The sequence below is a fragment of the Shewanella sp. ECSMB14102 genome (genome assembly GCF_000813075.1).
Taxonomy (GTDB): Bacteria; Pseudomonadota; Gammaproteobacteria; order Enterobacterales; family Shewanellaceae; genus Shewanella; species Shewanella indica.
Map to the genome: position 1 here is coordinate 14,014 of NZ_JWGX01000059.1, position 25,281 is coordinate 39,294.

A 25,281-nucleotide genomic window follows, 5' to 3' on the forward strand; every position below is an offset into this window, starting at 1 on the left:
TCGTTATGAAAGAGCATATATTCAACAAGTTGGCATCCTTAGCTGCTATTGTCATCATGGCCTTACCTGTGGGTATTGCCTGTTTCTTTTTCGGATTTATCCTGCTGGATAACCCTTGTGCATTTTGCTGGCAAGAACGTACAGCAATGATCTTGGTGGCGCTGACCGCTCTTTATATTGTGCGTTTTGGCCTCAAACCCAAATATATTGCTGCACTGGTCTGGTTGGGGATTTATGGCGCCTTTATGGCATCTGTGCATACCTCATTTAACCTGGCCAGCGATATCGGCCAAGGCTTCTCGCTGAAGATCATGGGCGCCCACACTTACACTTGGGCACTACTGGTCTTTATCGTGGTCCTTGTGGTTGTAGCGCTACTTATGCTGACCCTGGGCAATAAATTCCCCAGCAATGCCTATGGCAAACAGCCACTGGACGCTTTGCCTAAATTCGCCTGCGGTGTATTCCTGGTAGTGATCGCCGGCAATATAGTGCAAGCCTTCACCCAAACCGGCCCACTCCCCTTCGTCGGTCAAGACAGTCCAGGCCGCGTGTCCTTCAACCCCAAGTTCATGAGCTGGGAACTGGATCACTGGCCAACCTATGCTCCCAATGCCCGTGGCGCCTACGCCATCAGCAACCCGGACATGGATACCTGGAACAAGACTCCAGCATTGTTTGCCTCGGCTCCTGAAGCCAGACTACTGAGCCAGACAACACTGCCTGAAGCGATTTCCGGCCGGGTAACCGCCATCGACTACCAACCTGAGAGCCAGATCTATGCGCTGACCACTTCAGACAACTGGGTCTACATCCTGGATAACCAATTCAAACTGCTTACTCAGGCCCAAATCGACGGCATGTATATGCTGCACATTGAAACCTTAAGCGGCGTTAGCTTTACCTCAGCCAATAGCCTGCTGGTAATGGGTTTCAACAAAGCCTGGGCTGAGCTGGTTCTGGATCCTGCACAAAACTGGGAAATGAACTATCGCCGCTTCAACCAGAGCAGCGATGGCATTGGCGAAACAGCCCGTGGTCAGTTCAGCACTGTCAGAGCCAAGACCAGCTACAGCCTGGCGCTGGGTTACAGCAAGGCGCTGGATCAGTATGTGACCGTCACTACCCGCGATGAACTGAACGAAAACCTGGTGGTATCCCGTTTCGACAAGGGTGACATGACTCTGTCTGCCGAAGCCAATTTCAAAGGACTGGAAGGCAAGGCGCTGCCACAACTGACAGGTATCAGCGTCGATGATGAGCAAGCCTGGCTGCTCAACAATGATGCCAGTGAAGTGCTGCAACTTAACCTGCTCACAGGCGAAGTCTACTCAGGCGTGAAACTGCCTGGTACTGACAACCCACAAGGCTTACTGGTTCGCGACGGTCAACTGCTGACTGTTAGCCAAATCAACGGCCGTAACCAACTGCAAACCTTTGTAATGTAACGCACCTTAGCCCCGGGGGAGTTTCCCCCGGGGTAACGCCGGGAAACCGGCACAATAAAGGCCCTTGGGCCAACAATCATAACGGACTCAAGGTCCAAATTATGGTGAGTGATGACTATGAAAATCAATAGACGCACATTTCTACAGGGGGCCGGAGCCACAGCCGTGCTTTCGTCCCTGTCAGGGTTGACTCCCGGCGTAGCCAATGCCAAAGAGGCGGGAGCCAATTCAGGATTATTAGCCAAGCGCAATGGTAAAGTCGTGTACCATAGCTGTCTGCGTAACTGTGCCGCCCGCTGTCTGCTTAAGTTCCGGGTTCAGGATGGCCGAATGACTTACGTCACCGGCGCTGAGGAACAGGCCAAGACCGGTAAGGCTCCCTGCCTTAAAGGACAAAGCTACGTGCAATACACCTATGCCCCCGACCGTATTCTGCACCCCATGGAGCGGGTCGGTAAGAAGGGTGAAGGCAAATGGCGCCGGATCACCTGGGACGAAGCCTACAGCAAGATTGCCAGCCGCTTTAAGCAGATCATCGACGAGCATGGTTCTGAAGCGATTCTGCCCTACAGCTACTCAGGCAACTATGGTGCCATCGGCATGTCGGCCTCCGGTGAACGTTTCTGGAACCGTATCGGCTCCTCCATTTTGGAACGTAAGGTATGTACCTACGCCGCCTATGATGGTCTCAAGTCGCTCTACGGCACTTTCCTTGGCCCGGATCCTGAAGATGTAGTACTCAGTGACGTCTATTTGAACTGGGGACACGACGAAGTGGTCTCCAACACCATAGCCATTAAACTTATCAACGAAGCCAGGGATCGCGGTACTAAAATACTGGCGGTCAACCCGCAGCGCACTCCGCTGTGTTCCCAGGCCGATATCTACCTGCAGCCTCGCCCCAGCACAGACGTACAACTGTGTGCCGGTATCATGAAGTATCTGGTAGAAAAAGATCTTATTAATCATAAGTTTATTGCCGAGCAAACTGTAGGCTACGACGAGTTACTCAAGCGCCTCGATGAAATCAGCTACGATGAAGTCGAAGCCATTACCGGAGTACCCAGAGCCAAGATGTTCGAGTTTGCCCAGGTGTTGGGTGAAAACGAAAAGACCATGCTGCGTATGGGTTACGGTTTCCAACGTAACTTCAACGGCGCCCGTATGGCCCGCGCGGTTGCCATGCTGCTCGCGGTCACTGGCAACTTCGGTAAACGCGGCAACGGCCTTATCTATGACAACGTTCATGCGGGCGGTGGTTTAAACCAATATCAAGCCAGCGGCAAATATATGCGTCCGAATCCGGATGCCCAGCGCATCAATATGACTGAGCTGGCCAAGGCGTTGCATCCAACTAACCCCACCAGCCACGATAAGCCCAGTAAGTCTATCCACGGGATGATCATCTATAACGGTAACCCTGTGGTGGTCGCGCCTGATACCAATGCTGTCATCGAGGGAATGAAGCGCGAAGATCTGTTTGTTGTCGGTCACGACATGGTGATGACTGACTCACTGCAGTATTGCGACATCATAGTCCCAGCCGCCAGCCAGTTTGAAACCGATGATATTGTCGGTGACTACCACGGCTACTATGTGCAGGTATGCCAGAAGGTGATTGAGCCTCTGGGTGAATGTAAGTGTAACTGGACCTTCTTCCGCGAATTGGGTCAGGCAATGGGCTTTGAAGATCCTGCCTTCCAGGCCAGCAACGATGACATCATTCACGAGCTACTGGATACAGATTCACCTTACTATAAAGGGGTGACTTACGACCGCTTGATGAAAGAGAAGTACATCAAGCTGGACATTCCTCAACCTGTATTGGCCGACGGTAAATATGAAACTCCAAGCGGCAAGATTGAGTTCAGTTCACAATTGATGGCCGATGCCGGTTTCCACCCAGTACTGGATTGGGGCCTGCCAGAGGATGAGATGGAACCCAAAGAGCGCGAGTTGCCATTCCGCTTACTCTCTTCCGGGGTACCACAGCGGGTTAACAGCTCCTTCTACAACGTGAAATATATCCGCGCCATCCCAGCCTACTACGTCAAAATCAACCCCAAAGATGCCCAGCAATACGGCATTGTCAACAACGATACAGTCAAACTCAGCAACCACAGAGGCGAAGCTAAATTTGTTGCCATGGTCACCACAGGTGTGCCAGAGGGCTCACTAATGACCCCTAAGTGTAACTGGCTCAGACTCAACCCCAACGGTACTGATGGCTGCACCAACTCGTTGACCACAGATAAATTGACCGATATGGGCGGCTGCTCGGCCTACCACTCAACCCGCGTGGCAATGGCCAAAGCCTGAAGGAGATCCTCATGGAAAACAAACATCAACTCGGATTCGTCTTCAGACAGGAAAACTGTGTCGGCTGCCAGGCCTGCACCATAGCCTGCCAGATCCATAACGAACTGCCGGAAGACGTGCGCTTTCGCAAGGTAGACCGTTACGAAGTCAAACGTAACGACGGCATGGTAGACGTGTGGCTCAGCCACTCCTGCATGCATTGCGGCAACCCGGCTTGTCTCATGGTGTGTCCGTCTCAAGCCTATACAGTGCGTGACGATGGCTTGGTGGTACTGGATCGCGAGAAGTGTACCGGCTGTGGCCTGTGTGTCAGTGCCTGCCCTTATGATGCGGTAGTCATGCTGAAAACCGATGGTAAGGCTGCCAAGTGCAACATGTGTATTGAGCTTATCGATCAGGGGCTCAAACCTGCCTGTGTCGACGGTTGTCCGGTCAAGTGTCTGGATACCGACAGAATACAGCAGGTATTGGCCCAGAAACCTTCTGCCAGCAAGCAAGGCGTAGGTTACGGCGACTGCATCACCAAGCCCAATATGGTCATCATCAAGGAGCGACCATGACACACCTCGACCTCGGTCCGGTCGCCAAAGGCTATCAGGCCTTGAAGGGGATGTTGTTTACCCCTTCGAGCCCTGAGTCGCTCAAGCGGCTTATCGACTGGCTGGAACAGGAGCAGCGCTACCCAGAGCTGCTTCAGGAAGCCCAACAATGGCAATCAGAGCCACTGGAACTTGAGTGTGACTTCAACCGTATGTGTATCGGCCCCACCAAATTGCTGGTGCCACCCTATGAATCTGTCTACCGCGATGTCGGTCGACAGCTGAATACGGACCGTACCATGAAAGTCGCCGACTTCTATCAACAGCTGGGACTGGTGATAGATACCAGGTTCAACGAACCGGCGGACTACATAGGCAATGAGCTGGAGTTTCTGTTTTGTGCTGAGGCCCTGCGCCATCAGCAACAAAACGAAGATCCGGCCGCGGCCGATGAGCTGGAACAGTTGGCGCAAGTCTTCCTCGAGCAACATCTTGGCACCTGGTATCAGGCGTTCACTGAAGGGATCTGCCAACATGCACGGCAGGATTTCTGGCGTTGCTATGCCCAGGTGCTGGAAGACTTCCTCACTTCCAGACTGAAGAATTCCGGGGTCGAGACTCCGACTGCAAAGCATCATTAAGATGTTTAAGGATTTGACATGAAAAGTTTGAATGCCTTTATCTCAGGTGCTGTGGCCTTAGTATTCAGCTTACCGCTGCTGGCCGCCGACACTCTGAAACCCGAACCACAACAGTGGCAACCTATACAGGAAGTGGCTATTCAGGGCGATATCCCCGAACTCAGGGGTATGCCGCAACAAGCTCAGTTCCCGGATGCTCTGCCCCCCGTCAATCAAGGGTATCTCGATACTCTGGCGCCGGCCTCCTGGTGGGCCGACCTCCTGAGCTACAGCTTCTTTGGCATGATAGTGCTGCTGGCACTGTTCGTGGCCATCAATGGCAAAGCCAAGCTGAGTCAGGGCTTTTCCGGCAAAAAGGTCGACCGTTGGAGTGGCATGGATGTGTTGGTGCACTGGGTCGGCGCTATCGCCTGCCTGCTGCTGATCATCACAGGCCTTATCATGGTTGCCGGCCGCTTCTGGCTGGAACCCAACATGGGCGCCTCCCACTGGACCGGCTTTATCGGCACTTCGGTAGCCCTGCACGACCTGATGGCCTTCCCCTTCATCCTGGGATGGGCGGTCATGGTGGTCAAATGGGCCGGTAAACAACTGCCGGAAGCCTGTGATATCGGCTGGCTCAAAGTGGTTGGCGGTTACCTGAACTTCGGCCCCTTCAAAGGCAAGCATCCGGATGCCGGTTTTGCCAACGCCGGTGAAAAACTCTGGTTCTGGTGTTTCGCCTTGTTCGGTGCCCTGATGGTCGGCTCGGGTCTGGTGCTCATGTTCCCAAGCCTGGTGGCCACCAAAGACGGTGCCAATTTGGCATTGATCCTCCACCTTGTCAGTGCTTTTGTGCTCGGTGCCTTTACCGTAGTGCATATCTATATGGCCACAGTGATCTCTGAAGGCGGTATGGAATGTATGCTCAGCGGCAAGTGTGACGAAAACTGGGCAAAACAACACCACAACCTCTGGTACAAAAGCCTCTCAAAAGGCAAATAACTCCCACGCCCTCCTCCTGCTCCCGGGGGAGGGCATCCCAAACCTATGATAGCCGCGGCCCTGACGGGTCGGGGATCCCTATACCCAAATGAGGGACAAACAGATGAGAACATCTACCCTATGTTTACTCGGTTGTGCCCTGCCGCTGACAGCAATGGCAGCCGATAATGGCAGCAACAACGATTGGCAAGAGCTCGACCAACGGCTAAAGCGTCTGGAACAGCAACAAGTCAGCTCCAGTGCCCAAAACAGCAGCTTCAGCCTCTATGGTTCACTGCGTCCTACTCTGGTTTACAGCGACAGTGACATCACAGATGAATGGGATGTGGGTGATGCCCTGTCCCGTATCGGCGTCAAGGGCCGCACCGAATTTGCCCCCGGCTGGGCCTTACTGGCTCAAGGTGAATGGAAAATCAATCTCAATGGTGATGGCAGCTTCGGCGATGCCCGGCTGGCATTTGCCGGGGTGGATTCCCCCTATGGTCAGCTCAGCTTCGGCCGCCAACGGCCGGTGCAATACACCCTGGTAGCCGAATATACAGACATATTCAACAACGCCAACAGCCCATTTGCCTACAATCAGGAAAGCCCCTTCTTTGCCGACAATCTGGCGTTGTATCAGTTCAAATTGCAGCACTTTACCCTGATGGCCTCGGCACGCTTCGATGGTGAGGGAGATAACAGCGGCGCCGATGCCATCAACGCCGGTCTGGGCTTTGACTGGCAGGGGTTACATTTGGGGGTCAGCTATCTGGAACAGGACAATTTCGAAGGTGAGCTGAAAACCGGCAAAGATAAGACCAGCGCCGCCGCTGTGGCCTACAGCTTCGACAGCGGCATCTATCTGGCGCTCGCCTACCAGTACAAAGACTATCAATTGACTGGCAGCGAAGACAGGGACGGCAGCACCCTGGATGCCGCGCTGGCGATTCCCCTGTCACAGGACTACAAACTCAAGCTGGGCTACTTCCGTTTCGATGATGGCCTGGAGTCCGATATCAGCTTGGATTATCAGGGCTTCAACACCACCCTGGAATGGAATCCTGCCAGCAATGTGCGCTTGCACCTTGAATATCTGCAGCAAGACAACGAACAACGCGCTACCGACAAGAGCATTGCCTTCGGCATTCGCTACGACTTCGATCTGAATTGGAAAGGCTAACCCTAACCAGACGCCCTCCAGAAGAGGCCGACTCCGGCCTCTTCTATTCAGCGCATATCATGGAGTTAGCAATAAATGGGATTTAAGAAATCACTCGTGGCCTCTATGGTCACTTTAGTCGTCCTTAGCCTGTTGATCTCAAACTGGCTCTCCTATATCCAAATCAAAGAGGCCACCATCGCCGGGGTCAACGACAAGCTCACCAGCGTTACCCGCAATGAGTCCGATAAAGTCGCCACCTGGTTTGGCGCCAAAGCCCAGGCAATGGATCAACTGGCCCGACACTACCACCAAGGGAGCTATCGGGACAGCTACGCCAGCACCGCACGCCTCACCACAGATCTCACCGGGGTCGCCCGCATCTACTTCGGCTTCGATGACGGCAGCGCCTATTCCACAGAGACCAGCGATAAGTGGTTTAACGGCAGAGCGATTGCGGGGAAATACGACCCCAGAACACGCCCCTGGTATCAACAAGGGAAGGCCACCAACCAGCTCGATGTCACCGATATCTATACCGACGATGGTACCGGCAACAAGGTGATCTCCATCTTGAAAAACTTGGGCAATGGCGTGGTTCTGGGCGACATAGAACTCACCTATCTTCATAAGGTTGTTAGCGCGATAGACTATCCGGGCGCGGTAGCCCTTATCACGGATCAGACAGGTAAAGTGCTGGCTTCGGAGTCCCCCCAATTGGTGACCGGCAGCCACTTTAGCGATTTTGGCCTCCCCCAGGTGGAGCAGAAGCTGCTTGGCAATGATGAGATGATGCAGGAATACCGTATTGATGGCGTCGATAAGCTCGCATTCTCTAAAGCAATTCCCTTGGTCAACGGCAAACAGTGGTATCTGCTCATCAGCGTGGATAAGTCGGGCGCCTATGCGGTGGTGGATCAGGCTCTGAAAAACGCCATAATCTCTTCTGCCATCATGTTGCTGTGTGCCATTACTATCTTGCTCGGGGTACTATCTCTGCTTTATCGCCCTATCTTGTCCCTCAAGGTTATGGTCACCGAGTTATCGAAAGGCAATGGCGATCTCACCAAACGGCTCAAGATACACAACCAAGATGATCTGGGGCAAATTTCCCAGGGGATCAATCAGTTTATCGCTAACCTGCAAGCCATGATGCAGGAAGTCATGCAGGCCTCGACACACATCTCAGGTGGCGTTGAACGGCTCAACACAGAAACCGAGACCAATCGCCAGATATTGTCGGCGCACACCAGAGAAACGGAACAAATTGTCGCCGCAGTGGAAGAGATGAGCGCCACAGCCAACGATGTCGCCCAAAATGGCAGCACAACCGCTTCCTTTACTCAGTTGACCAACGAACAGGCTCTGGCATCTAAACTAGTGGTTGCCGAGGCGACCGAAACGGTCAATCGCCTGGTCAGGGAAGTTGAGCATACCGCAAACCAGATAGGTCAAATCGACCGGGATACCACCAATATCACTCAGGTGTTGAAGGTCATCGGCGATATCGCGGATCAGACCAACCTACTGGCGCTCAACGCAGCCATTGAGGCGGCGCGAGCCGGTGAGCAGGGACGAGGGTTCGCCGTGGTGGCCGACGAAGTAAGGGCTCTGGCGGCGCGCACCCAGGACAGCACCGCAGAAATTGAGGTAACGCTGAACAATCTCAGAGAGGCATCCAATAGTGCGATCCACTCGATGGAGAAAACCAAACAAACCTGCCTGAAAACAGCTAAAACCACAGAGAGAGTCGCTACAGACCTCGATACCATAGGCGGGTCGGTCAATCAGATTAACGACCTCAATACTCAGATAGCCACCGCCGCCGAAGAGCAAAGCTCGGTCTCGGCAGAGATTACCCGTAACATGAGCGCTATCTGCGAAATGGCCAACGAGCTGGCTCGCAGCGGTGAAGCCAGCCGTAACGAAACCGCCAACCTGGCCACCGCCAACCAACAGCTGGAACAGATTGTGGGGCAATTTAAACTCAGTTAAACAAGTAGATCACGGGGGCTTACACCCGAAGCCCCCTTTCCCAACGGCAACTGAGACAAACCCTTAAACAAGGTTTAGTATAAAACCGGCTTAAGGGTACTCGTTTAGTCAAACCAACGCTTCAGCGTCTGATCAGCTTCCTGTTTCACCTCGGCGTTCACATAAAGACTCACCATGGCAAGTGCCGCCGCCAAAGCACCGAGATCATCACTGAAACCCACCAAAGGGGTCAGATCCGGAATGGCATCCAAAGGAGTAATAAAATAGGCCAAGGCACCAAATATTGCGGCTTTGGCCCATTTTGGGGTATCTGGCCTCTGGGCGGCGTAGTATAGCCAGAGCGCCTTCTGGACGACTTCCCGACCAGCCTGCTTGGCGTAATCCTTGAGCTTGGCCCAAAAACCACTGTCGCTGTATTGCTCTTGTTCCATCTCACTCTCCACAACCAATAAAAAGGACAGTATTCAACCCTGACCTGGCTAACGTCAAGCATCACTCAAAAGAATCATTATTGGAATAATCAACCCACTTATTTACCTTTGTGCAACAACCCTGGCTGACCGAATGTTAATTCAATAAAAGTAGATAAGAATCCAACAATGGCATTTCGTAACACATAAAAAATTAATTCAGATAATTACCATATCATTAATTATCCACGCCAAATATAACTATAAGGTGTAAATTTTTAATACAAGTTATTAAAAACAATAATTTTTTAAATCACTCAGATACAATTATTAACAACTAATTAGAATTATGACTTGGCTCATACTTTTATTTTTTGCCCAGATATAAACTCGCCATTAAGTTATCACCAGTGCTTTTCTCTAGACGTAACGGAGCAGTATATGAAGAGAAAGTCTAAAATCATGGCGCATATAAGGCGCACCCGACATATCATGATGCCGACCCATCGTGATTATTTTGACCACGCTTTCTTTTTCCCTGCCACAGCCCTCTCCAACTAATGGAGATAGGCTGCTCCGCGCATCCATCTCCTTAGTATCCCCAACACATACAATTAGTTGCTTTTACTCGGCCGGTAATATCCTGCACGTGTATTGGTAAGGCTTTCTTATACCTTATTCTCTGACGAAGCATTCGTCATGGTATCTCTACGCCTTACTGAAATATCGCTGCTTGAATATATCAGCCCAGGGCTGACTTTATCTAAATTTTAATATTGGAATTTATTTTCCGATACGAGCCCTGCTGACTTTTTTAAACAAGGTTATTTTATGAAATCATTAAAAATTGCAGCAAGTTTATCTGTTCGTTCTTGTTTTGATACTGAAAGAGAAGTTGTCAACGTATTAACTACCGATTTTTGCGATATTGGTGCCGTGGTTGTTTCAGTAACAGACGTTAATAACGGCATAGTCGACAAAATCAACAATACAGGCCTAAAGCTACCCATTTTCGTCGCCGTATGTTGTGAAGAAACCTTCCCAGATGATATCTGCTCTGCCATTACCGGCGTATTCGAGCTTTGCGCCAGCAGCAGTACCGCGTTTTACGGCAAACAGGTAGAAACTGCACTCAATAAATATGAGCAAGCGCTGTTGCCACCTTTCTTCGGCACGCTCAAAAAGTATGTCGATATGGGTAACTCCACCTTTGCTTGCCCAGGACACCAAGGCGGCCAGTTTTTCCGCAAGCACCCGGTTGGCCGCCAGTTTTTTGATTTTTTTGGTGAAACAGTATTTCGCGCCGACATGTGTAACGCCGACGTCAGACTGGGCGACCTGTTGATCCACGAAGGTGCCCCCTGTGATGCCCAGAAGCATGCCGCCAAGGTATTCAATGCCGACAAGACTTACTTTGTCCTCAACGGCACTTCGGCCTCCAACAAGGTGGTGTGTAATGCGTTATTGACCAAGGGCGATCTGGTACTGTTTGACCGCAATAACCATAAGTCAAACCACCACGGCGCGCTGATCCAGGCCGGTGCTACCCCGGTTTATCTGGAAACCGCCCGTAACCCCTTCGGCTTTATCGGCGGTATCGATGCCCATTGTTTCAGCGAAAACTATCTGCGTGAAGAAGTACGCAAGGTTGACCCCAGCCGTGCCGATGCCAAGCGCCCCTTCCGCCTGGCGGTGATCCAGCTGGGTACCTACGACGGCACCATATATAACGCCCGTCAGGTCGTGGACAAGATAGGTCACCTGTGTGACTACATATTGTTTGACTCCGCTTGGGTGGGCTATGAGCAGTTTATCCCCATGATGAACGACTGCTCACCGCTGTTGCTGGAGCTGAGCGCAGAAGATCCGGGGATCCTGGTGACCCAGTCGGTACACAAACAGCAGGCCGGTTTCTCACAAACCTCGCAAATCCACAAGAAAGACAGCCATATCAAAGGCCAGGACAGATACTGCAACCATAAACGTTTCAACAACGCCTTTATGTTGCACGCCTCCACCAGCCCCTTCTACCCGTTGTTTGCCGCACTGGATGTCAACGCCAAGATGCACGAAGGCGCCAGTGGCCGCTTCCTGTGGCGTGAGGCGGTGAAAGCCGGTATCGAAGCCCGTAAACTGCTGCTGAAAAAGTGCAAATATATCAAGCCGTTCATTCCGCCAATGATAGAAGGTACCCCATGGCAGGCTCATGAAACCGAACAGATGGCCGATGACCTGCGCTTCTTCGAATTCGAACCCGGTCAGAAATGGCATGCCTTCGAGGGATATGAGAAAGGCCAATACTTCGTCGACCCTTGTAAGTTCCTGCTGACGACTCCGGGTATCGATGCCGAAACCGGCAAGTACACCAACTTCGGTATTCCGGCGACGATTCTGGCCAACTTCCTGCGTGAAAATAACATCATTCCGGAGAAGTGTGACCTCAACTCGATTCTGTTCCTGATCACCCCGGCCGAAAACATGGCCAAGATGCAGCATCTGGTATCTCAGATTGCCCGCTTCGAGAAACTGGTCGATGAAGATGCGCCGCTGTCTGAAGTGTTGCCCAATGTCTACAACGCCAACAAGGAACGCTATCAGGGTTACACCATACGCCAGCTGTGTCAGGAGATGCATGACCTCTATGTCAGTCATGACGTAAAACAGCTGCAAAAAGAGATGTTCCGTCAGGCTCACTTCCCCAAAGCCATGATGAACCCACAGGAAGCCAACATAGAGTTTATCCGCGGCAATGTGGAGCTGGTGCCCCTGTCACAGGTGGAAGGTCGCATCGCGGCTGAAGGCGCCCTGCCTTATCCACCGGGAGTGCTCTGTGTGGTTCCCGGCGAGATTTGGGGCGGCGCAGTTCAACGTTACTTCCTCGCCCTGGAAGAAGGGATCAATCTGCTGCCGGGTTTCTCACCTGAGCTGCAGGGTGTGTATCTGGAACAAACCCCTGAAGGCCGGCAACAGGCCATGGGCTATGTCCTGAAAGCTTAACCATAAGCGGCGGGGCATGGCGCCCCGCCACCTGGCAACATGACTTAGGTAAATAATTATGAGCAAAGCAAATAATAAAATTGGCGTGGTTCAGCTAACCATACTCACCATAGTGAACATGATGGGCTCAGGTATCATTATGCTGCCAACCCAGCTGGCTCAGGTGGGAACGATTTCAATTCTGTCCTGGTTGGTGACAGCGGCGGGTTCAACGGCATTGGCCTACGCCTTTGCCAAGTGCGGTATGTTCAGCAAAAAATCCGGTGGTATGGGCGGTTATGCCGAGTATGCCTTCGGTCGCAGTGGCAACTTTATGGCCAACTATACCTATGCGGTATCTCTGTTGATCGCCAACGTGGCCATCGCGATTTCCGCTGTGGGTTATGGTGCCGTGCTGTTCGGTGTCGAACTCAGCCCCATAGCCATCTGTCTGTCCACCATAGGTGTGCTCTGGTTGGCCACAGTGGCTAACTTCGGTGGCGCCCGCATCACAGGTCAGGTATCCAGTATCACAGTGTGGGGGATTATCATTCCGGTTATCGGGGTGTCCATCATAGGTTGGTACTGGTTCGATTTAGACCTGTACAAGGCGGCCTGGAACCCCCACGACATGCCATTCTTCAAGGCTCTGGGTGGCTCAATCGCCATGACACTGTGGGCCTTCCTGGGATTGGAATCTGCCTGCGCCAACGCTGAAGCAGTAGAGAACCCAGAGAAAAACGTGCCTATCGCGGTAATGGGCGGCACCATAGGTGCAGCGGTTATCTATATCATCTCTACCAATGTGATCGCCGGTATTGTGCCCAACGGTGAGCTGGCGCTGTCCAATGCACCTTTCGGTCTGGCCTTCGCGCAGATGTTCAACCCCACTATCGGTTCCATTGTCATGGCCTGCGCCATCATCTCTTGTACCGGTTCCCTGCTGGGTTGGCAGTTCACCATCGCCCAGGTGTTCAAGTCATCTGCCGATGAAGGTTTCTTCCCTAAAGCCTTCTCCAAAGTGACCAAGAAAGACGCCCCGGTTGTCGGCATGCTGATCATAGTCTCTATACAAACCGTACTGTCACTGATGACCATCAGCCCCTCACTGAGCAAACAGTTTGAGGCGCTGGTTAACCTGGCCGTGGTCACCAACATCATCCCTTATATCCTTTCCATGGCTGCTCTGGGTGTGATGCAAAAGCAATTGAATATCCCTGTAAAACAGGCCCGAATTGCCAACTTTATGGCCGTAATTGGTGCCCTGTACAGCTTCTATGCCCTCTATAGCTCAGGGGAAACCGCTGTGATGCTGGGGTCTATTGCCACCTTCTTCGGTTGGACCCTGTTCGGCGTCATCTCCAACAAAAATGCCAAACAGCAATTGAAACACGCTTAAGGCGTACGGGCGCGCACTCCCCGGCGTGCGCGCCACCCAAAAGTTAAATCAATAACAATATTGGATGAGGTGGACTATGAACAAGACAATACTGGCGCTGGCAATCCCTGCGCTGCTGCTCTGCGGCTCAGCCCAGGCAATCGAGCTGTACAAGGATGACAGCAACAGCTTTGGCATCAGCGGCTGGCTGGGTTTCGCCGCCTACAATGATGGCCACGAGACCTCAGTGATTGACGACACATCAAGAATACGTTTGAGCTTCGAGCGCAAAGAACGCAATGGCTGGACCGCCTATGCCGTCACCGAATGGGGCATCAACATGGTCACCAGTGATGACAATCTGGTGCTACAGGGCGGCAGACTGGCTGCCGAGAAAACCGATGACTTCCTCAACAACCGCCTGGGTTATGTCGGTCTGTCCCACGATACCTGGGGTAGCCTAACCTTCGGGAAACAGTGGGGCGCCTATTATGACGTGGCCGGTACCACAGACTTACCCAATGTCGTGGCCGGTTATGCCGTCGGTGCTTACACCTTCGGTGATGGTGGTCTGACAGGGACCGGGCGCGCCGATGCCGCATTCCAGTACCGCAATGACTTTGGCCCGCTGCATCTGGCACTGCAATACGCCGCCAAGCAAGATGGTGAGGTCTCGGTACAGGACAGCAACGGCGAACCACTGGCCAACTCTGAACTGGACTTTGATTCCAGCTACGGTGCCAGCCTGACCTACAGCGTCACCGACAAGTTCAAGCTGCTGGCCGGCTTCAACCGTGGTGATATCGACGGCCACCTGGAAGGCACTGAACTCAAGGTGACCAACCAGATAATAGGCATAGGTGCCATGTATGGTGACTATTATCACTATGCACCCAACCGTGAAGCCAGCGGTTTGTATGTGGGTTTCAACGCCCACAAGAGTGACAACAACGAACTGGTTGGCGGTGAACTTTACGACGCCACCGGCGCCGAGCTGATGGTTGCCTACCAATACGACAACGGCTTTGTGCCCATCGCCATGTTGAGCTACCTAGATCTGGATACAGATCAACACAGCGCCATTCAAGGGAACTGGCGTCGCCAATTTGCCATGCTGGGTCTGCACTACAGATACAGCAGAGACACAGTGATGTTCTTTGAGGCCAAGCTGGACTTCAGCGACATGGATGACCCGGCCGAAGATGCCGCCCAGGACAATAACTTCGCCGTGGGGATCAACTACTTCTTTTAACTGAACTTCTATAGCGGCACACTCCCGCTCCATTGCTGGCAACCTCCTTTTGCCAGGCACGCTCGGCCACCCTGAACCCACTTCCTTCCAGGGTGGTCTTTTTTATTTGCAACAGCCTAAATTACCGCGCGTTCCGACCGGATCCGACCAAGAATTCCAAGCGACTGACATCATGGCGCACTTCTGGAAAGCTTAAGCCTAAACCGTTAGGATACTTGCCATCCCGCGGCTTCAGTGGACGCAGCCGCGCCACCGCAAAGAAAGTAGCCAAAGTTATGCCCGCCAAACCATTACTCGCTTACTACCAGGATTGCTATAAGGAAGATTGTGTCGATCTTAATCTGTGGCACCTTGGCAAACTAAACCAGGAAGACAGGCTGTTTATTGAGGGCGAGGACTCGCTGCTTTCGGGTTTCCTGCCAAGACAGCCAATCGCCCATGAAGCCGGGGCGCAACTCCTGCCTAGAATCGCCATGTACCAACGCGAGCGCCAACTGCTTTATGTTTCCCATTTTGTGGTCGGCCAATTAAAGGAAGAGGGGCAGACACGCACTGTACTCAGCCCTCTGGTTTTTAAAGATGCCCAGTTGGAAGAGGATAACGGCAGCTTCTATGTTTCCCTCAAAGAGGGGGCACTGCAGATTAACGAACCCTTGCTGCGGCTGTTACTGCCGGAAGACACTATGGAAGCCGGCTTTGATGCCATCTTCGCTCCCGAGCGCCCCGACAGCTGGACCTCGCTGTTGAGCCAGAGCCACCAGAACATAGATGCCCTGGGGCTGCTGGGATTTCCCAAACTGACAGGCTATGACAGCCTCGCCCGCCTGACCCGCAAACGTAAGTTAACTCTGGTGCCGGCATCGGCACTGGTGTTTCTGAAACGCCCCAGCGCCAGCCGCGGTATTCTGCATGAGATCTCTGCCATGATGAATGCGGCCGAACTCTCGGCGCCGCTGCAGAATCTGATGGGAGCACAACTGCCCCCCAAGACCGAAGCCAAGCGCCAGCTCAAAAGCCAGTACCTGCCCTGCCTCCTGTCCCGGGCACAGCAGCAAGTGCTGGAAATAGGCGCCGGCCACAGTCTTGGCTGCGTTGTCGGGCCGCCGGGAACCGGCAAGAGCTATACCATAGCCGCCGTCGCGACCGAGCATATGGCCCGGGGCGAGTCTGTGCTGATCGTCGCCAACAACGAGCATGCACTCGATGTTATCAACGACAAGCTTGAGAGCCAGTTCGGGCTCAAGGACATCAGCTTGCGGGCGGGACAAAAGGCCTTCCTGAAACAGCTTAAGGATTATCTCAGCAATCTGCTGGACGGCTATCATTCCCCTGAGTTTACCCCGCCGAGGCAGTTGGAAAGCCAGCTCAATATATTGAACCGGCAACTGGACAACTCAGAACGCCGGCTGCTGCGATTTTTACGTCGCGCCATTCGCCGCGGTCAAAGGCTGCACAAACTGGAACACTCACAGCGGCGCTGGTTGTTACAGCTCTATCTTGCTCTGTTTGGCCACAACATGGAGAACCTGAGCCAACATTGGAACACCCTGGATGAGTTGAACGATAGCCTGACAACCAAAGAGGCGCTGGCAGCCAAGTTACTGCAAAATGTCAAAGCCAGTCGGGTCGCCGATTTGCTGAACAACCACAGGCAACAGCTGCAAACTTTCAATCAGGCGATTCGTTCCCGCACCTCACAGCGGCAGTTTGCACTGTTCGATACATTGGATTACCAGGTGTTGCAGCAGGCATTTCCCATCTGGCTGGTGAGCCTCAATACCCTACACAAGGTATTGCCATTGCAGCGGGAACTATTCGATCTGGTTATCTTCGATGAAGCCAGCCAGAGCAATATCACCAGCGCCTTACCGGCGCTGTTTCGGGCCAAACGGGCACTGGTGGTCGGCGATGGCAAGCAGCTCAGGCATATCTCCTTCCTGTCCCGCAGCAAAGAGCTGGCGTTGCAACAACTGCATGGCGTTTCCACAGCGCAACCCGGCATCTGCAGCTATCGCGATAAATCAATTTTGGATCTGGTGGCCGAGCAGATAGCCTCCCAGCAGCAGGTCGCCTTTCTCGATGAACACTTTCGCAGCGCTCCCGAGCTTATCAGCTTCAGCAACTCGCAGTTTTATCAGCAGCGGCTGCGGATAATGCAGCACAGACCCTGTACCAGCAGCGGCCATCTGCATCTGCACTCAGTGATGGGCGAGCGCAGTGAACAGGGAGTCAACCAGGCTGAAATCAGTGCACTGTGCAACCTGATAAGGCAGCAGATAGACACCTGCGAGCAAGCGGGAATGACCAAGTCGCTGGGAGTGTTATCGCCTTTTAGGGCTCAGGCCGATGCGCTGGCCGATGCTTTATTCAAACAGTTTTCCGCCACCGAACTGGAAAAGTATCGCCTGCGGGCCGACACCCCCTTTGGTTTTCAGGGGGAGGAGCGCGACATCATGTATCTCTCCTTCGCCGTTGACCCACAGAGCAAGAGAGCCGCGGTATACCTCAACCGTGAAGATGTGTTCAATGTGGCCATCACCCGCGCCCGGGAACAACAGCACCTGTTTGTTTCGGTAGCGGCCCAAGAACTGCCGAGTCATTCCTTACTGCGCCGTTATCTGGAATCCAGCCGTCAATTCAATGCTCGGCACAGGCAAAATGATCACCTTGATAAGTTTCAGCGCCAGCTCTGTGACGCCTTGGCCGGGCACAATATCGAAACCTGGCCAGGCTATGAGCTAGCCGGCACAGAGGTGGATATCCTCTGCCGCTGGCAGGGCGAGTATCTGGCGCTGGATCTCATCGGCTTTCCCGGCCCCTGGATGGACTTTTTTGAACTGGACACATACAAGATACTGCAGCGGGCCAAGGTGCCCATGTTGCCCATCAGCTATGGACTCTGGTTGAAAAATCCCAGTGCCTGTATCGAACGCATTCGCAGTAAGCTTGGCCAGGTAAGGACCTTATCCGGCGCAGAGACTTAGGGATAGCCTCTGAGAAGTGTTGGAGGGAGCGCGGCCCCTTGGCTCAGCGCTCCTGCTTTCCATTTTAGTGATAATGGATAGCGCTTGAGTTCTTACTTGGGTTTCTTACCCTGACTTTTGCCCTGATTTTTACCCTGAGCATGGCTTTGTGCATGGCCAAAGACGGGCCTGGCTCCGGGTCTGGCTTTGCCACTGCCGGGCTTGGAGCCTTTAGCTTTTGTCGGTTGGCCTGTTGTGTGGTCGCCGCCCTTGCCTTTTCCGGCCTTGTTACCGCCTTTGGCCCCTTCGGTGGACTTACCCTTGGCGGCTTTGCCGCTGCGCTCTGCAAACTGATTGTCGCTGAAACGGGTGAGTCCCTGGCGACCCTTGTCGGCCCCCTTGCGGTTATGCTTACCGGCCCAGGCTTCGGCGCGGCCTTCCGGGGGCACCAGATGCTGTGGCCCGGTGCCGATAAGATGCTGTTTCCCCATGGCGATAAGCGCCTCGCGGATCAGCGGCCAACCTGCGCTGTCGTGGTAACGCAGCAAGGCCTTGTGCAGTCGCCGCTGACGCCCCTTCTTGGCCACCGGCACCTGTTCGCTGCTGTGTTTGACGTTTTTCAACGAGTTCAGCTCTGTGTGGTAGATGGTCGTGGCATTAGCCATAGGCGATGGGTAGAAGTTCTGCACCTGATCCAGCTTAAACTTACGCTCTTTGAGCCACAGCGCCAGGTTGAGCATGTCCTCGTCCGTGGTGCCCGGGTGAGCGGAAATAAAATAGGGGATCAGATACTGCTGCTTACCCGCTTCAGCCGAGTATTGGTCGAACAGCTCCTTGAACTTGTCGTAGGTGCCCATACCTGGCTTCATCATCTTGGATAAAGGCCCCTCTTCGGTATGTTCCGGTGCTATCTTGAGATAGCCACCCACATGGTGCTTGGCCAGCTCCTTAACGTAACGCGGATCTTCAATCGCCAGGTCATACCGCACGCCGGAGGCGATCAGCACCTTCTTGATCCCGGGAACATCCCGGGCGGCGCGGTACAGATCTATGGTGTGCTGATGATCTGTGTCCAAATGGCCACAGATGCCGGGAAAGACACAGGATAAGCGCCGACAGGTCTTTTCGGCCTTTTCGCTCTTGCAGCCGAGGCGATACATGTTGGCCGTTGGGCCGCCGAGATCGGAAATTACCCCGGTAAAGCCGGGCACTTTCTGCTGTATATCTTTAATTTCTTTGATAATGGATTCTTTCGAGCGGCTCTGGATAATCCGCCCTTCATGCTCGGTTATCGAGCAAAATGAGCAGCCACCGAAACAGCCTCGCATGATATTGATTGAGGTCTTGATCATGTCGTAGGCCGGGATCTTGGCCTTGCCGTAAACCGGGTGTGGCACCCTGGCGTAAGGCAAGTCGAATACCGCATCCATCTCATCTGTGTTGAGCGGCCAGGCCGGTGGGTTGACCCAAACACCACGGTCGCCGTGGGGCTGGAACAGGGCTCTGGCACAACCTGGGTTCTGCTCCTGATGCAAAATCCTCGATGCATGGGCGTACAGGTATCTGTCTTCACTCACCCGCTCGAAGGCCGGCAGCAACACATAGGTCTGCTCCCAGGGTCTTGGCTTGGGTGGCTGCACACTGATGGGCTTGGGAGCATCGTTGTCGAAGATCTTCTTGTCGGATGGCCCGGACAAGTTCTGGCAGCCGACATCATCGGCGCCATAGGGATTGGGGATGGGGTCAATTTTATGCAACTGATCTATCTTGCGCGAGTCCATGCCGCGCCATTCTGGCAGTGGCTCTTTTCGGATAACCGCTGTGCCACGGATATTCTGCATCTGCGCCATGGTTTCACCCTTGGCGAGACGGTGCGCCACTTCCACCAGCGGCCGCTCGGCATTGCCGTAGATCAGGATATCGGCCTTGGCATCAAAAATCACACTGCGGCGCACTTTGTCGGACCAATAGTCATAGTGGGCAATCCGCCGCAGGCTGGCCTCGATACCGCCTATGACCACGGGCACCTCTTTAAAGGCTTCCTTACAGCGTTGGGTATATACAGTCACGGCGCGATCCGGGCGCTTGCCGCCTTCATTGCCTGCGGTATAGGCATCGTCGTGGCGCAGTTTACGATCGGCTGTATAACGGTTGATCATCGAATCCATATTGCCGGCAGTGACCCCGAAAAACAGATTCGGCTTACCCAGGCTCATAAAGGCCTCTTTGCTGGACCAATCCGGCTGCGAGATGATCCCCACTCTGAATCCCTGCGCTTCCAGCAAACGGCCAATCACCGCCATGCCGAAACTGGGGTGATCCACATAGGCATCACCGGTCACCAGGATCACATCACAGCTGTCCCATCCCAGTTGTTCCATCTCCTTACGGGACATGGGCAGAAAGGGAGCCGTGCCGTAACACTCGGCCCAATACTTGGGATACTGAAATAAGCTGGATTCGACTTGCATTTGAGACTGACCATCAGAGGATTCGACACACGGCAGCCACGCTGCCTCAGGGCCGCGGAGTATAACAGGCTAGCCGGGTTAAGTGTGACTGATTTTTCACCAACTGCCGACTATTTGTACCCCTTGCTTGTGCCTGCAAGCCAAGGCCCTACTTAGATTGTGGCTTCTCTCGGGTTCAGAGCAACAAGCGCCCCACATACTGCCAGAGATTAAACAGCGCCAGCACAAGTATGCTTATCCAGGTGAACAAGGTGCCGAGGAATCGGCCCGGGTGGTAACCGCCCTTGCCCTGGGTCAGACCTATGGCATGCAGCAATCTGGCCACCAGCCAAATCGTCCCCAGTAGATGTAACCAAACGCCGGCCATGCCGTTGGCTTCGGCCAGCACCAAAAGCAGCAAGGCTATCGGGGCATTTTCCAGCAGGTTACCGTGCACCCGGTTGGCCAGATACAGTGCATCGTTACCACCATCGCCCAGGCCTATCTTGTAAGCACGGCGCAGCCCTACCACCCGGTAGGCCAAAACCAAGACCAAAAGCCCCGTCAGAGCGGCATAAAAACCCGATATAAACAATGACATAATTTCAAACTCTCCTTTTTAACCTTCTCTATTCAGCCCCTATTGGCCCCACAAAATCCAGGTGCGCACACCAACCTTAACGCAACAAGCTTGCACTTAGGCTCACATAAAGGAAATAATTTTTAAAATGTCATTAACCGGATTCACTACCCTTGCTGTAGAATCCGCGCGGGCCAAAAGCCGTCCATCCAATCAAGGGCACAGTGGGAAACCGAGTGGATAATCAAGAATTCATTGAAAAGCGCCGTTTTATCATCAAGTTGGGTAAGGCTCTGCATAAGTTCGGCACCCCGGCTTATCGGCTCGAAACCCACTTGCAGACAGTGGCCAAGACGCTCGGCATCGAAGGCTATTTTCTGATCTCCCCCACTTCGATGACCTTTGTGCTACAGCACGACACAGATCAGGAATACAACCATGTTGCCAGGGTCAAACCCGGCGAGCTGGATCTGGGTTCGCTGGCCCGCACCGACGCCCTGGTGCAGGAACTGAGCCTGGGGCAACGCAGCCTGAGTGAAGCGCTGGAACGGCTGGATGAGATAGCCAACAAGCCCAATCCCTATGGCCCTATGTTAACCCTGGGCGCCTTTGGTACCTCGGCCGCCGCCTTTGCCATGCTGATGGGCAGCAGCTGGAATGATGTATTCTGGTCGGCCTTGATAGGCATGCTGGTCTATGGCTTGGTATTCAGCGCCGAGCGCTCGCGAAGGATGGCCGAACTGCTGGAACCCCTGGCCGCCATGCTGGCCGGTTTCGCCGCCTGCGGCCTGGCGCAACTGGATGCCGGGCTGAATATCCCCGTGGTGGTGCTGTCGGGGATCATCGTCTTTATTCCCGGCCTGGCACTGACCCTGGGCCTGGCCGAACTGGCGGCAAGGGATCTTATGTCAGGTACCATGAGGATCATGGATGCGGTAATGCTGCTGTTCAAGCTCTACTTCGGTGCCGTACTCGGCGTGGCAATAGGCAATGCCCTGTTCGGAGAATCCCTCTATATCGAACCCATACCACTGCCTCGCTGGGCCATCTGGTCGGCGGTGCCCATCCTCTCCATGGCGCTGGTATTTATCTTCAAGGCCAGGCTCAAAGATGCCCCTTGGGGCGTACTGGCGGGTATTGTGGCCTTCTTCTCTGCCATGTTCGGCGGCCTCTATCTGGGGGATTCTCTGGGGATCTTCTTCGGCGCCCTGGCCGTGGGTATTTACGCCAACCTGTTTGCCCGCTGGATGAAGGCACCGGCCTCCATCGCCCTGCTGCAAGGGATAGTCATCCTGGTGCCTGGCTCCAAGACCTATATCGGCCTCAATGTGCTTATCTCGGGTGAAACCATGTTGAACCAGTCGCATCTGGGGTCGCAGATCTTTCTGATATTCATGTCGCTGATCGCCGGGCTCATCTTCTCCAACGTGGTGGTGCCGCCGAGAAATACTCTCTAAATGCAGCTGCCGTGGGCATTAGCGCCGGGGAAAGATAGTTTATTACAAGCTAAATCATTACTTTATTTCGCCAGCCTTCTTGACTAACCGCCTATTCGGTTGTGTTATTGAAGTGTGAATATCAGCCCTATATTCACTACCGAGAGGAGGCAGTCTATGGCAATAAGCCGCAGTGTCTTGCTTCTGGCAACCCTGTTTGCCAGCCTCTCCGTTTTGGCCGAAACCGGCACCGCAGGCAATGGCACCACCTCGTCTTCCCAAGGCCAAAATCCACTCCCTGAGCGGTTCAAGGTTGGCAATATTGTGGTGGTCAGCAACCCGATTTTCGACGAGTCAGCCAAGAATGCCATCTTCCTGCACAATTGGGCCAACACCTTGCATATCAATACCCGGGAATCGGTGATCCTCAATCGCCTCAGTATTCAGGAAGGGCAGGAAGTGACCCCAAGGCAGTTGGAAGAAGCGCAGCGAATTCTCAGGCGTGAGCCCTATCTCAGAGACGCCAAGATCTCTGTGGTCAAGGCCGACCCCAGCGCCGATCAACAGCCTGATGGTGAAACCTTGCTGGTAGAAACCTGGGATCAATGGTCGCTGCTGCCCACCATCAGCCTGGGACGCAGCGGCGGCAACAACAGCTTCTCTGTCGGATTGAAAGACGACAATATTCTGGGTCTGGGGATCCGCACCCGTTTGAAGTACCAATCCGACGAGGACAGAACCGGCTACAAGGTGGCATTCGAAATGCCGCTGAACATAATCAAAAACGCCACTGTAGCGGCCAACTTCTATGACAACAGCGATGGTCAGGCCAAACAGCTGTATTTTGACAAGCCTTTCTATACCCTTGACGACACCCGCGCCTACGGCGCCGAGTATCTGGATGAAGACAGAATCGACACCATTCGCCAAAACGGCCTCGACATCAACGAATTCAATGAAGAGCTCCGCTATCGCAACCTCTACTGGGGCTTCATGTTCGCCAAAGAAAACCAGAGCCGACAAAGATTACGCCTTGGAGTTACCCAGGATAAGCACAGCTTTTACGCCCTGCCTCAATACCCGCAGCAGCCATTGCCTCAGGACAGAGACTTTCTCTACCCCTGGGTAGAATGGGAATACTTGCAGGATGATTTTCGGGTACTGACCAATATTCACCTGGTCAACTATAACGAAGACTTCAACCTCGGCTGGCATCACAGCGTTAAATTGGGGCTGGAAACCAAAGACAGTGATAGCCTGGGCTATCACCTCAACTGGCGCAGCAGTCGCGGCTATTTTGAAGGCAAGGAGCTGCTGTTGCTGGCATTTGGCGGTGAAGCCACCCTGGCCACCCGGCAACGGGACTTTTATCAAGTGAATGTTGCCGCCGAGTATTTCTATAAGTTCACCCCCAAGTGGACCGCCTACTCCAAGGTGCGGCTATCCAACTCCAACAACAACTATATCGACCGTCCCTTTGCGCTGGGGGATGAAACCGGCATTCGCGGTTATCCCAACGACTACCAGCACGGTGATAATCAATGGCTGCTGACCGGCGAAATCCGTTATTACCCCAATATCAACCTCTACCAACTGGCAGAATTGGGCTGGGCCGCCTTTATCGATGTCGGTCAGGCCTTTGGTGGTGCCATGGCCAATGACAACGAAGTCTCAGGCCCCATAGGCTCAGTCGGTATAGGTGCCAGAGTCTACTCTTCCCGCTCCAGTTATGGTCATGTCGCCCACATAGATTTCAGCGTGCCCTTTACCCGGGGCGATGAAGTGGACGGCTGGGAGTGGCGCTTTCAAGTGAAGCAGAGTTTCTAGGCTGACTTTGCCCACCTCAGGGTAGTGTTCATAAATCTGTGTCATTTGAGTAATATACACCCAAAAGGATATTCAAATGACCAAACCTACATTCGACATGGAAGCCGCCATTGAAGCTCTGCGTGCAGGTAAAGACCTGACCGGCAAAGATGGTATTCTCACCCCACTCATTAAACAGCTTACTGAAGCGGCCCTCAATGTTGAGCTCGACCAACATCGGCAATAAACAAAATTCTGGGTTTAGGTATGCATTAAGGGATGATGGTGACGAAACCGAACAATACCTTAAGGCAGTTGTTATTCGTTCAACGACCTGTTCAAAACGTCTTTATAAATTCTTGATTTAGAAAAACAACATCAAATTGACACTGTAATTAACTATACTCTGATGTGTTTTGATATTAATTATTAACTTTACCAGTTTAGTGACGGTTAATTAAATATTCACTTGTTCGGTAAAGCCAAGGTTTTTAATATCCACCCATTCGGTAAACAAGCTACACCACCCGCAAGGTATGACCAGTTGATGTTTATTGAATATTTAATTTGACAATTTATCTGATACGTGATTATTCTGACGTACGTTCAAAACTCTTTGATGTTCAGATTTAATAACCAAAAATGGAACTATTAAATGAACGGACTCTTTAGAAAAGAAGCACTTGATTATTCCAGCAAGAGGTTACTGGGGAGTATATCCCTAGCTCAACATATATCCGTGTATCTTATCGTTTTTCCTCTTCTCTTCACTGTATCAACTTGCATTTCATTTCTATTCCTTTCTGAGTATTCTCGTAAAGAGACGGTGCAAGGTTTTTTAGTGCCTAGTTCAGGTGTTATAAAAGTTTATTCCAGTCGCTCTGGTACTATTGAAAGTATTTATGTAAAAGGAGGTTCGAAGGTTCAGAAAGGAGAATTAATCGCTAAAGTTTTATTATCAAG

At 52.9% G+C, this 25,281-nt stretch carries 17 protein-coding genes and 2 pseudogenes; 16 read left to right on the plus strand and 3 right to left on the minus strand.

Annotation, left to right across the window (positions count from 1 at the left end; all coding sequences use genetic code 11):
• Positions 1-5 precede the first annotated feature (5 nt).
• The 7 genes from RC73_RS17345 to RC73_RS17375 all read left to right on the plus strand — a co-directional run bounded on the left by RC73_RS17345 (position 6) and on the right by RC73_RS17375 (position 9,067).
• Positions 6-1,448 carry a disulfide bond formation protein B gene (locus tag RC73_RS17345; RefSeq protein ID WP_039035836.1) on the plus strand — a complete coding sequence of 481 codons (1,443 nt, stop codon included), beginning with the start codon at positions 6-8 and terminating at the stop codon, positions 1,446-1,448.
• A 117-nt stretch (positions 1,449-1,565) separates the two neighbouring features.
• A complete protein-coding gene (locus RC73_RS17350) occupies positions 1,566-3,767 on the plus strand; it encodes a molybdopterin-dependent oxidoreductase (RefSeq protein ID WP_039035837.1) in 2,202 nt (733 codons plus the stop codon).
• Positions 3,768-3,778: 11 nt separating this feature from the next.
• Positions 3,779-4,327, plus strand: a complete 549-nt coding sequence (locus RC73_RS17355; protein WP_039035838.1) for a 4Fe-4S dicluster domain-containing protein — start codon at positions 3,779-3,781, stop codon at positions 4,325-4,327.
• Positions 4,324-4,947, plus strand: a complete 624-nt coding sequence (locus RC73_RS17360) for a TorD/DmsD family molecular chaperone (protein WP_039035839.1) — start codon at positions 4,324-4,326, stop codon at positions 4,945-4,947. Before RC73_RS17355 ends, RC73_RS17360 begins: the two co-directional genes overlap by 4 nt.
• A gap of 18 nt (positions 4,948-4,965) precedes the next feature.
• On the plus strand, positions 4,966-5,931 hold the full coding sequence (locus RC73_RS17365; RefSeq protein WP_039035840.1) for a formate dehydrogenase subunit gamma: 966 nt from the start codon (positions 4,966-4,968) through the stop codon (positions 5,929-5,931).
• Positions 5,932-6,034: 103 nt separating this feature from the next.
• Positions 6,035-7,093 carry a porin gene (locus RC73_RS17370; RefSeq protein ID WP_039035841.1) on the plus strand — a complete coding sequence of 353 codons (1,059 nt, stop codon included), beginning with the start codon at positions 6,035-6,037 and terminating at the stop codon, positions 7,091-7,093.
• A gap of 75 nt (positions 7,094-7,168) precedes the next feature.
• Entirely contained in the window at positions 7,169-9,067 is a 1,899-nt protein-coding gene (locus RC73_RS17375) for a methyl-accepting chemotaxis protein (RefSeq protein ID WP_039035842.1), read from the plus strand.
• 104 nt (positions 9,068-9,171) lie between these two features.
• On the opposite strand, the gene RC73_RS17380 is transcribed toward RC73_RS17375, so the two are convergent.
• Positions 9,172-9,498 carry a YkvA family protein gene (locus RC73_RS17380; RefSeq protein ID WP_039035843.1) on the minus strand — a complete coding sequence of 109 codons (327 nt, stop codon included), beginning with the start codon at positions 9,496-9,498 and terminating at the stop codon, positions 9,172-9,174.
• 441 nt (positions 9,499-9,939) lie between these two features.
• On the opposite strand from RC73_RS17380, the gene speFL reads away from it, so the two are divergent.
• From speFL to RC73_RS17400, 5 genes are all read left to right on the plus strand, one after another.
• On the plus strand, positions 9,940-10,038 hold the full coding sequence (gene speFL, locus RC73_RS21505; protein WP_405130428.1) for a leader peptide SpeFL: 99 nt from the start codon (positions 9,940-9,942) through the stop codon (positions 10,036-10,038).
• Positions 10,039-10,308: 270 nt separating this feature from the next.
• The gene (gene speF, locus RC73_RS17385) at positions 10,309-12,474 is read left to right on the plus strand and encodes an ornithine decarboxylase SpeF (RefSeq protein ID WP_039035844.1); all 2,166 of its coding nucleotides are present in this window, start codon (positions 10,309-10,311) and stop codon (positions 12,472-12,474) included.
• A 58-nt stretch (positions 12,475-12,532) separates the two neighbouring features.
• Complete coding sequence (gene potE / locus RC73_RS17390; RefSeq protein ID WP_039035845.1) at positions 12,533-13,852, plus strand: putrescine-ornithine antiporter; 1,320 nt, start codon at positions 12,533-12,535, stop codon at positions 13,850-13,852.
• 76 nt (positions 13,853-13,928) lie between these two features.
• Positions 13,929-15,083 carry a porin gene (locus RC73_RS17395; RefSeq protein WP_039035846.1) on the plus strand — a complete coding sequence of 385 codons (1,155 nt, stop codon included), beginning with the start codon at positions 13,929-13,931 and terminating at the stop codon, positions 15,081-15,083.
• Positions 15,084-15,358: 275 nt separating this feature from the next.
• A complete protein-coding gene (locus RC73_RS17400) occupies positions 15,359-18,067 on the plus strand; it encodes a DEAD/DEAH box helicase (RefSeq protein WP_039035847.1) in 2,709 nt (902 codons plus the stop codon).
• Positions 18,068-18,159: 92 nt separating this feature from the next.
• Here RC73_RS17400 and RC73_RS17405 read toward each other — a convergent pair whose 3' ends face one another.
• Together RC73_RS17405 and RC73_RS17410 are read right to left on the minus strand one after the other, a co-directional pair.
• Complete coding sequence (locus tag RC73_RS17405; RefSeq protein WP_039035848.1) at positions 18,160-20,517, minus strand: YgiQ family radical SAM protein; 2,358 nt, start codon at positions 20,515-20,517, stop codon at positions 18,160-18,162.
• 175 nt (positions 20,518-20,692) lie between these two features.
• Positions 20,693-21,097 carry an MAPEG family protein gene (locus RC73_RS17410; protein ID WP_039035849.1) on the minus strand — a complete coding sequence of 135 codons (405 nt, stop codon included), beginning with the start codon at positions 21,095-21,097 and terminating at the stop codon, positions 20,693-20,695.
• Between the two features lie 215 nt (positions 21,098-21,312).
• On the opposite strand from RC73_RS17410, the gene RC73_RS17415 reads away from it, so the two are divergent.
• From RC73_RS17415 to RC73_RS20825, 4 genes and pseudogenes are all read left to right on the plus strand, one after another.
• Positions 21,313-22,533 (plus strand): threonine/serine ThrE exporter family protein, encoded by a 1,221-nt coding sequence (locus tag RC73_RS17415; protein ID WP_039035850.1) that lies wholly within the window; start codon positions 21,313-21,315, stop codon positions 22,531-22,533.
• Positions 22,534-22,689: 156 nt separating this feature from the next.
• The gene (locus RC73_RS17420; protein WP_039035851.1) at positions 22,690-24,339 is read left to right on the plus strand and encodes a ShlB/FhaC/HecB family hemolysin secretion/activation protein; all 1,650 of its coding nucleotides are present in this window, start codon (positions 22,690-22,692) and stop codon (positions 24,337-24,339) included.
• 76 nt (positions 24,340-24,415) lie between these two features.
• Positions 24,416-24,556, plus strand: a pseudogene (locus RC73_RS20230) (IS256 family transposase); the annotation flags it as partial.
• Positions 24,557-24,973: 417 nt separating this feature from the next.
• Positions 24,974-25,281: pseudogene (locus RC73_RS20825) on the plus strand (hypothetical protein); the annotation flags it as partial.

Bases quoted from the DNA above. Each gene is read 5' to 3' on its own strand.
- RC73_RS17345 (WP_039035836.1), top strand. From the start codon at position 6: ATGAAAGAGCATATATTCAACAAGTTGGCATCCTTAGCTGCTATTGTC.
- RC73_RS17350 (WP_039035837.1), top strand. From the start codon at position 1,566: ATGAAAATCAATAGACGCACATTTCTACAGGGGGCCGGAGCCACAGCC.
- RC73_RS17355 (WP_039035838.1), top strand. From the start codon at position 3,779: ATGGAAAACAAACATCAACTCGGATTCGTCTTCAGACAGGAAAACTGT.
- RC73_RS17360 (WP_039035839.1), top strand. From the start codon at position 4,324: ATGACACACCTCGACCTCGGTCCGGTCGCCAAAGGCTATCAGGCCTTG.
- RC73_RS17365 (WP_039035840.1), top strand. From the start codon at position 4,966: ATGAAAAGTTTGAATGCCTTTATCTCAGGTGCTGTGGCCTTAGTATTC.
- RC73_RS17370 (WP_039035841.1), top strand. From the start codon at position 6,035: ATGAGAACATCTACCCTATGTTTACTCGGTTGTGCCCTGCCGCTGACA.
- RC73_RS17375 (WP_039035842.1), top strand. From the start codon at position 7,169: ATGGGATTTAAGAAATCACTCGTGGCCTCTATGGTCACTTTAGTCGTC.
- RC73_RS17380 (WP_039035843.1), bottom strand. From the start codon at position 9,498: ATGGAACAAGAGCAATACAGCGACAGTGGTTTTTGGGCCAAGCTCAAG.
- speFL (WP_405130428.1), top strand. From the start codon at position 9,940: ATGGCGCATATAAGGCGCACCCGACATATCATGATGCCGACCCATCGT.
- speF (WP_039035844.1), top strand. From the start codon at position 10,309: ATGAAATCATTAAAAATTGCAGCAAGTTTATCTGTTCGTTCTTGTTTT.
- potE (WP_039035845.1), top strand. From the start codon at position 12,533: ATGAGCAAAGCAAATAATAAAATTGGCGTGGTTCAGCTAACCATACTC.
- RC73_RS17395 (WP_039035846.1), top strand. From the start codon at position 13,929: ATGAACAAGACAATACTGGCGCTGGCAATCCCTGCGCTGCTGCTCTGC.
- RC73_RS17400 (WP_039035847.1), top strand. From the start codon at position 15,359: ATGCCCGCCAAACCATTACTCGCTTACTACCAGGATTGCTATAAGGAA.
- RC73_RS17405 (WP_039035848.1), bottom strand. From the start codon at position 20,517: ATGCAAGTCGAATCCAGCTTATTTCAGTATCCCAAGTATTGGGCCGAG.
- RC73_RS17410 (WP_039035849.1), bottom strand. From the start codon at position 21,097: ATGTCATTGTTTATATCGGGTTTTTATGCCGCTCTGACGGGGCTTTTG.
- RC73_RS17420 (WP_039035851.1), top strand. From the start codon at position 22,690: ATGGCAATAAGCCGCAGTGTCTTGCTTCTGGCAACCCTGTTTGCCAGC.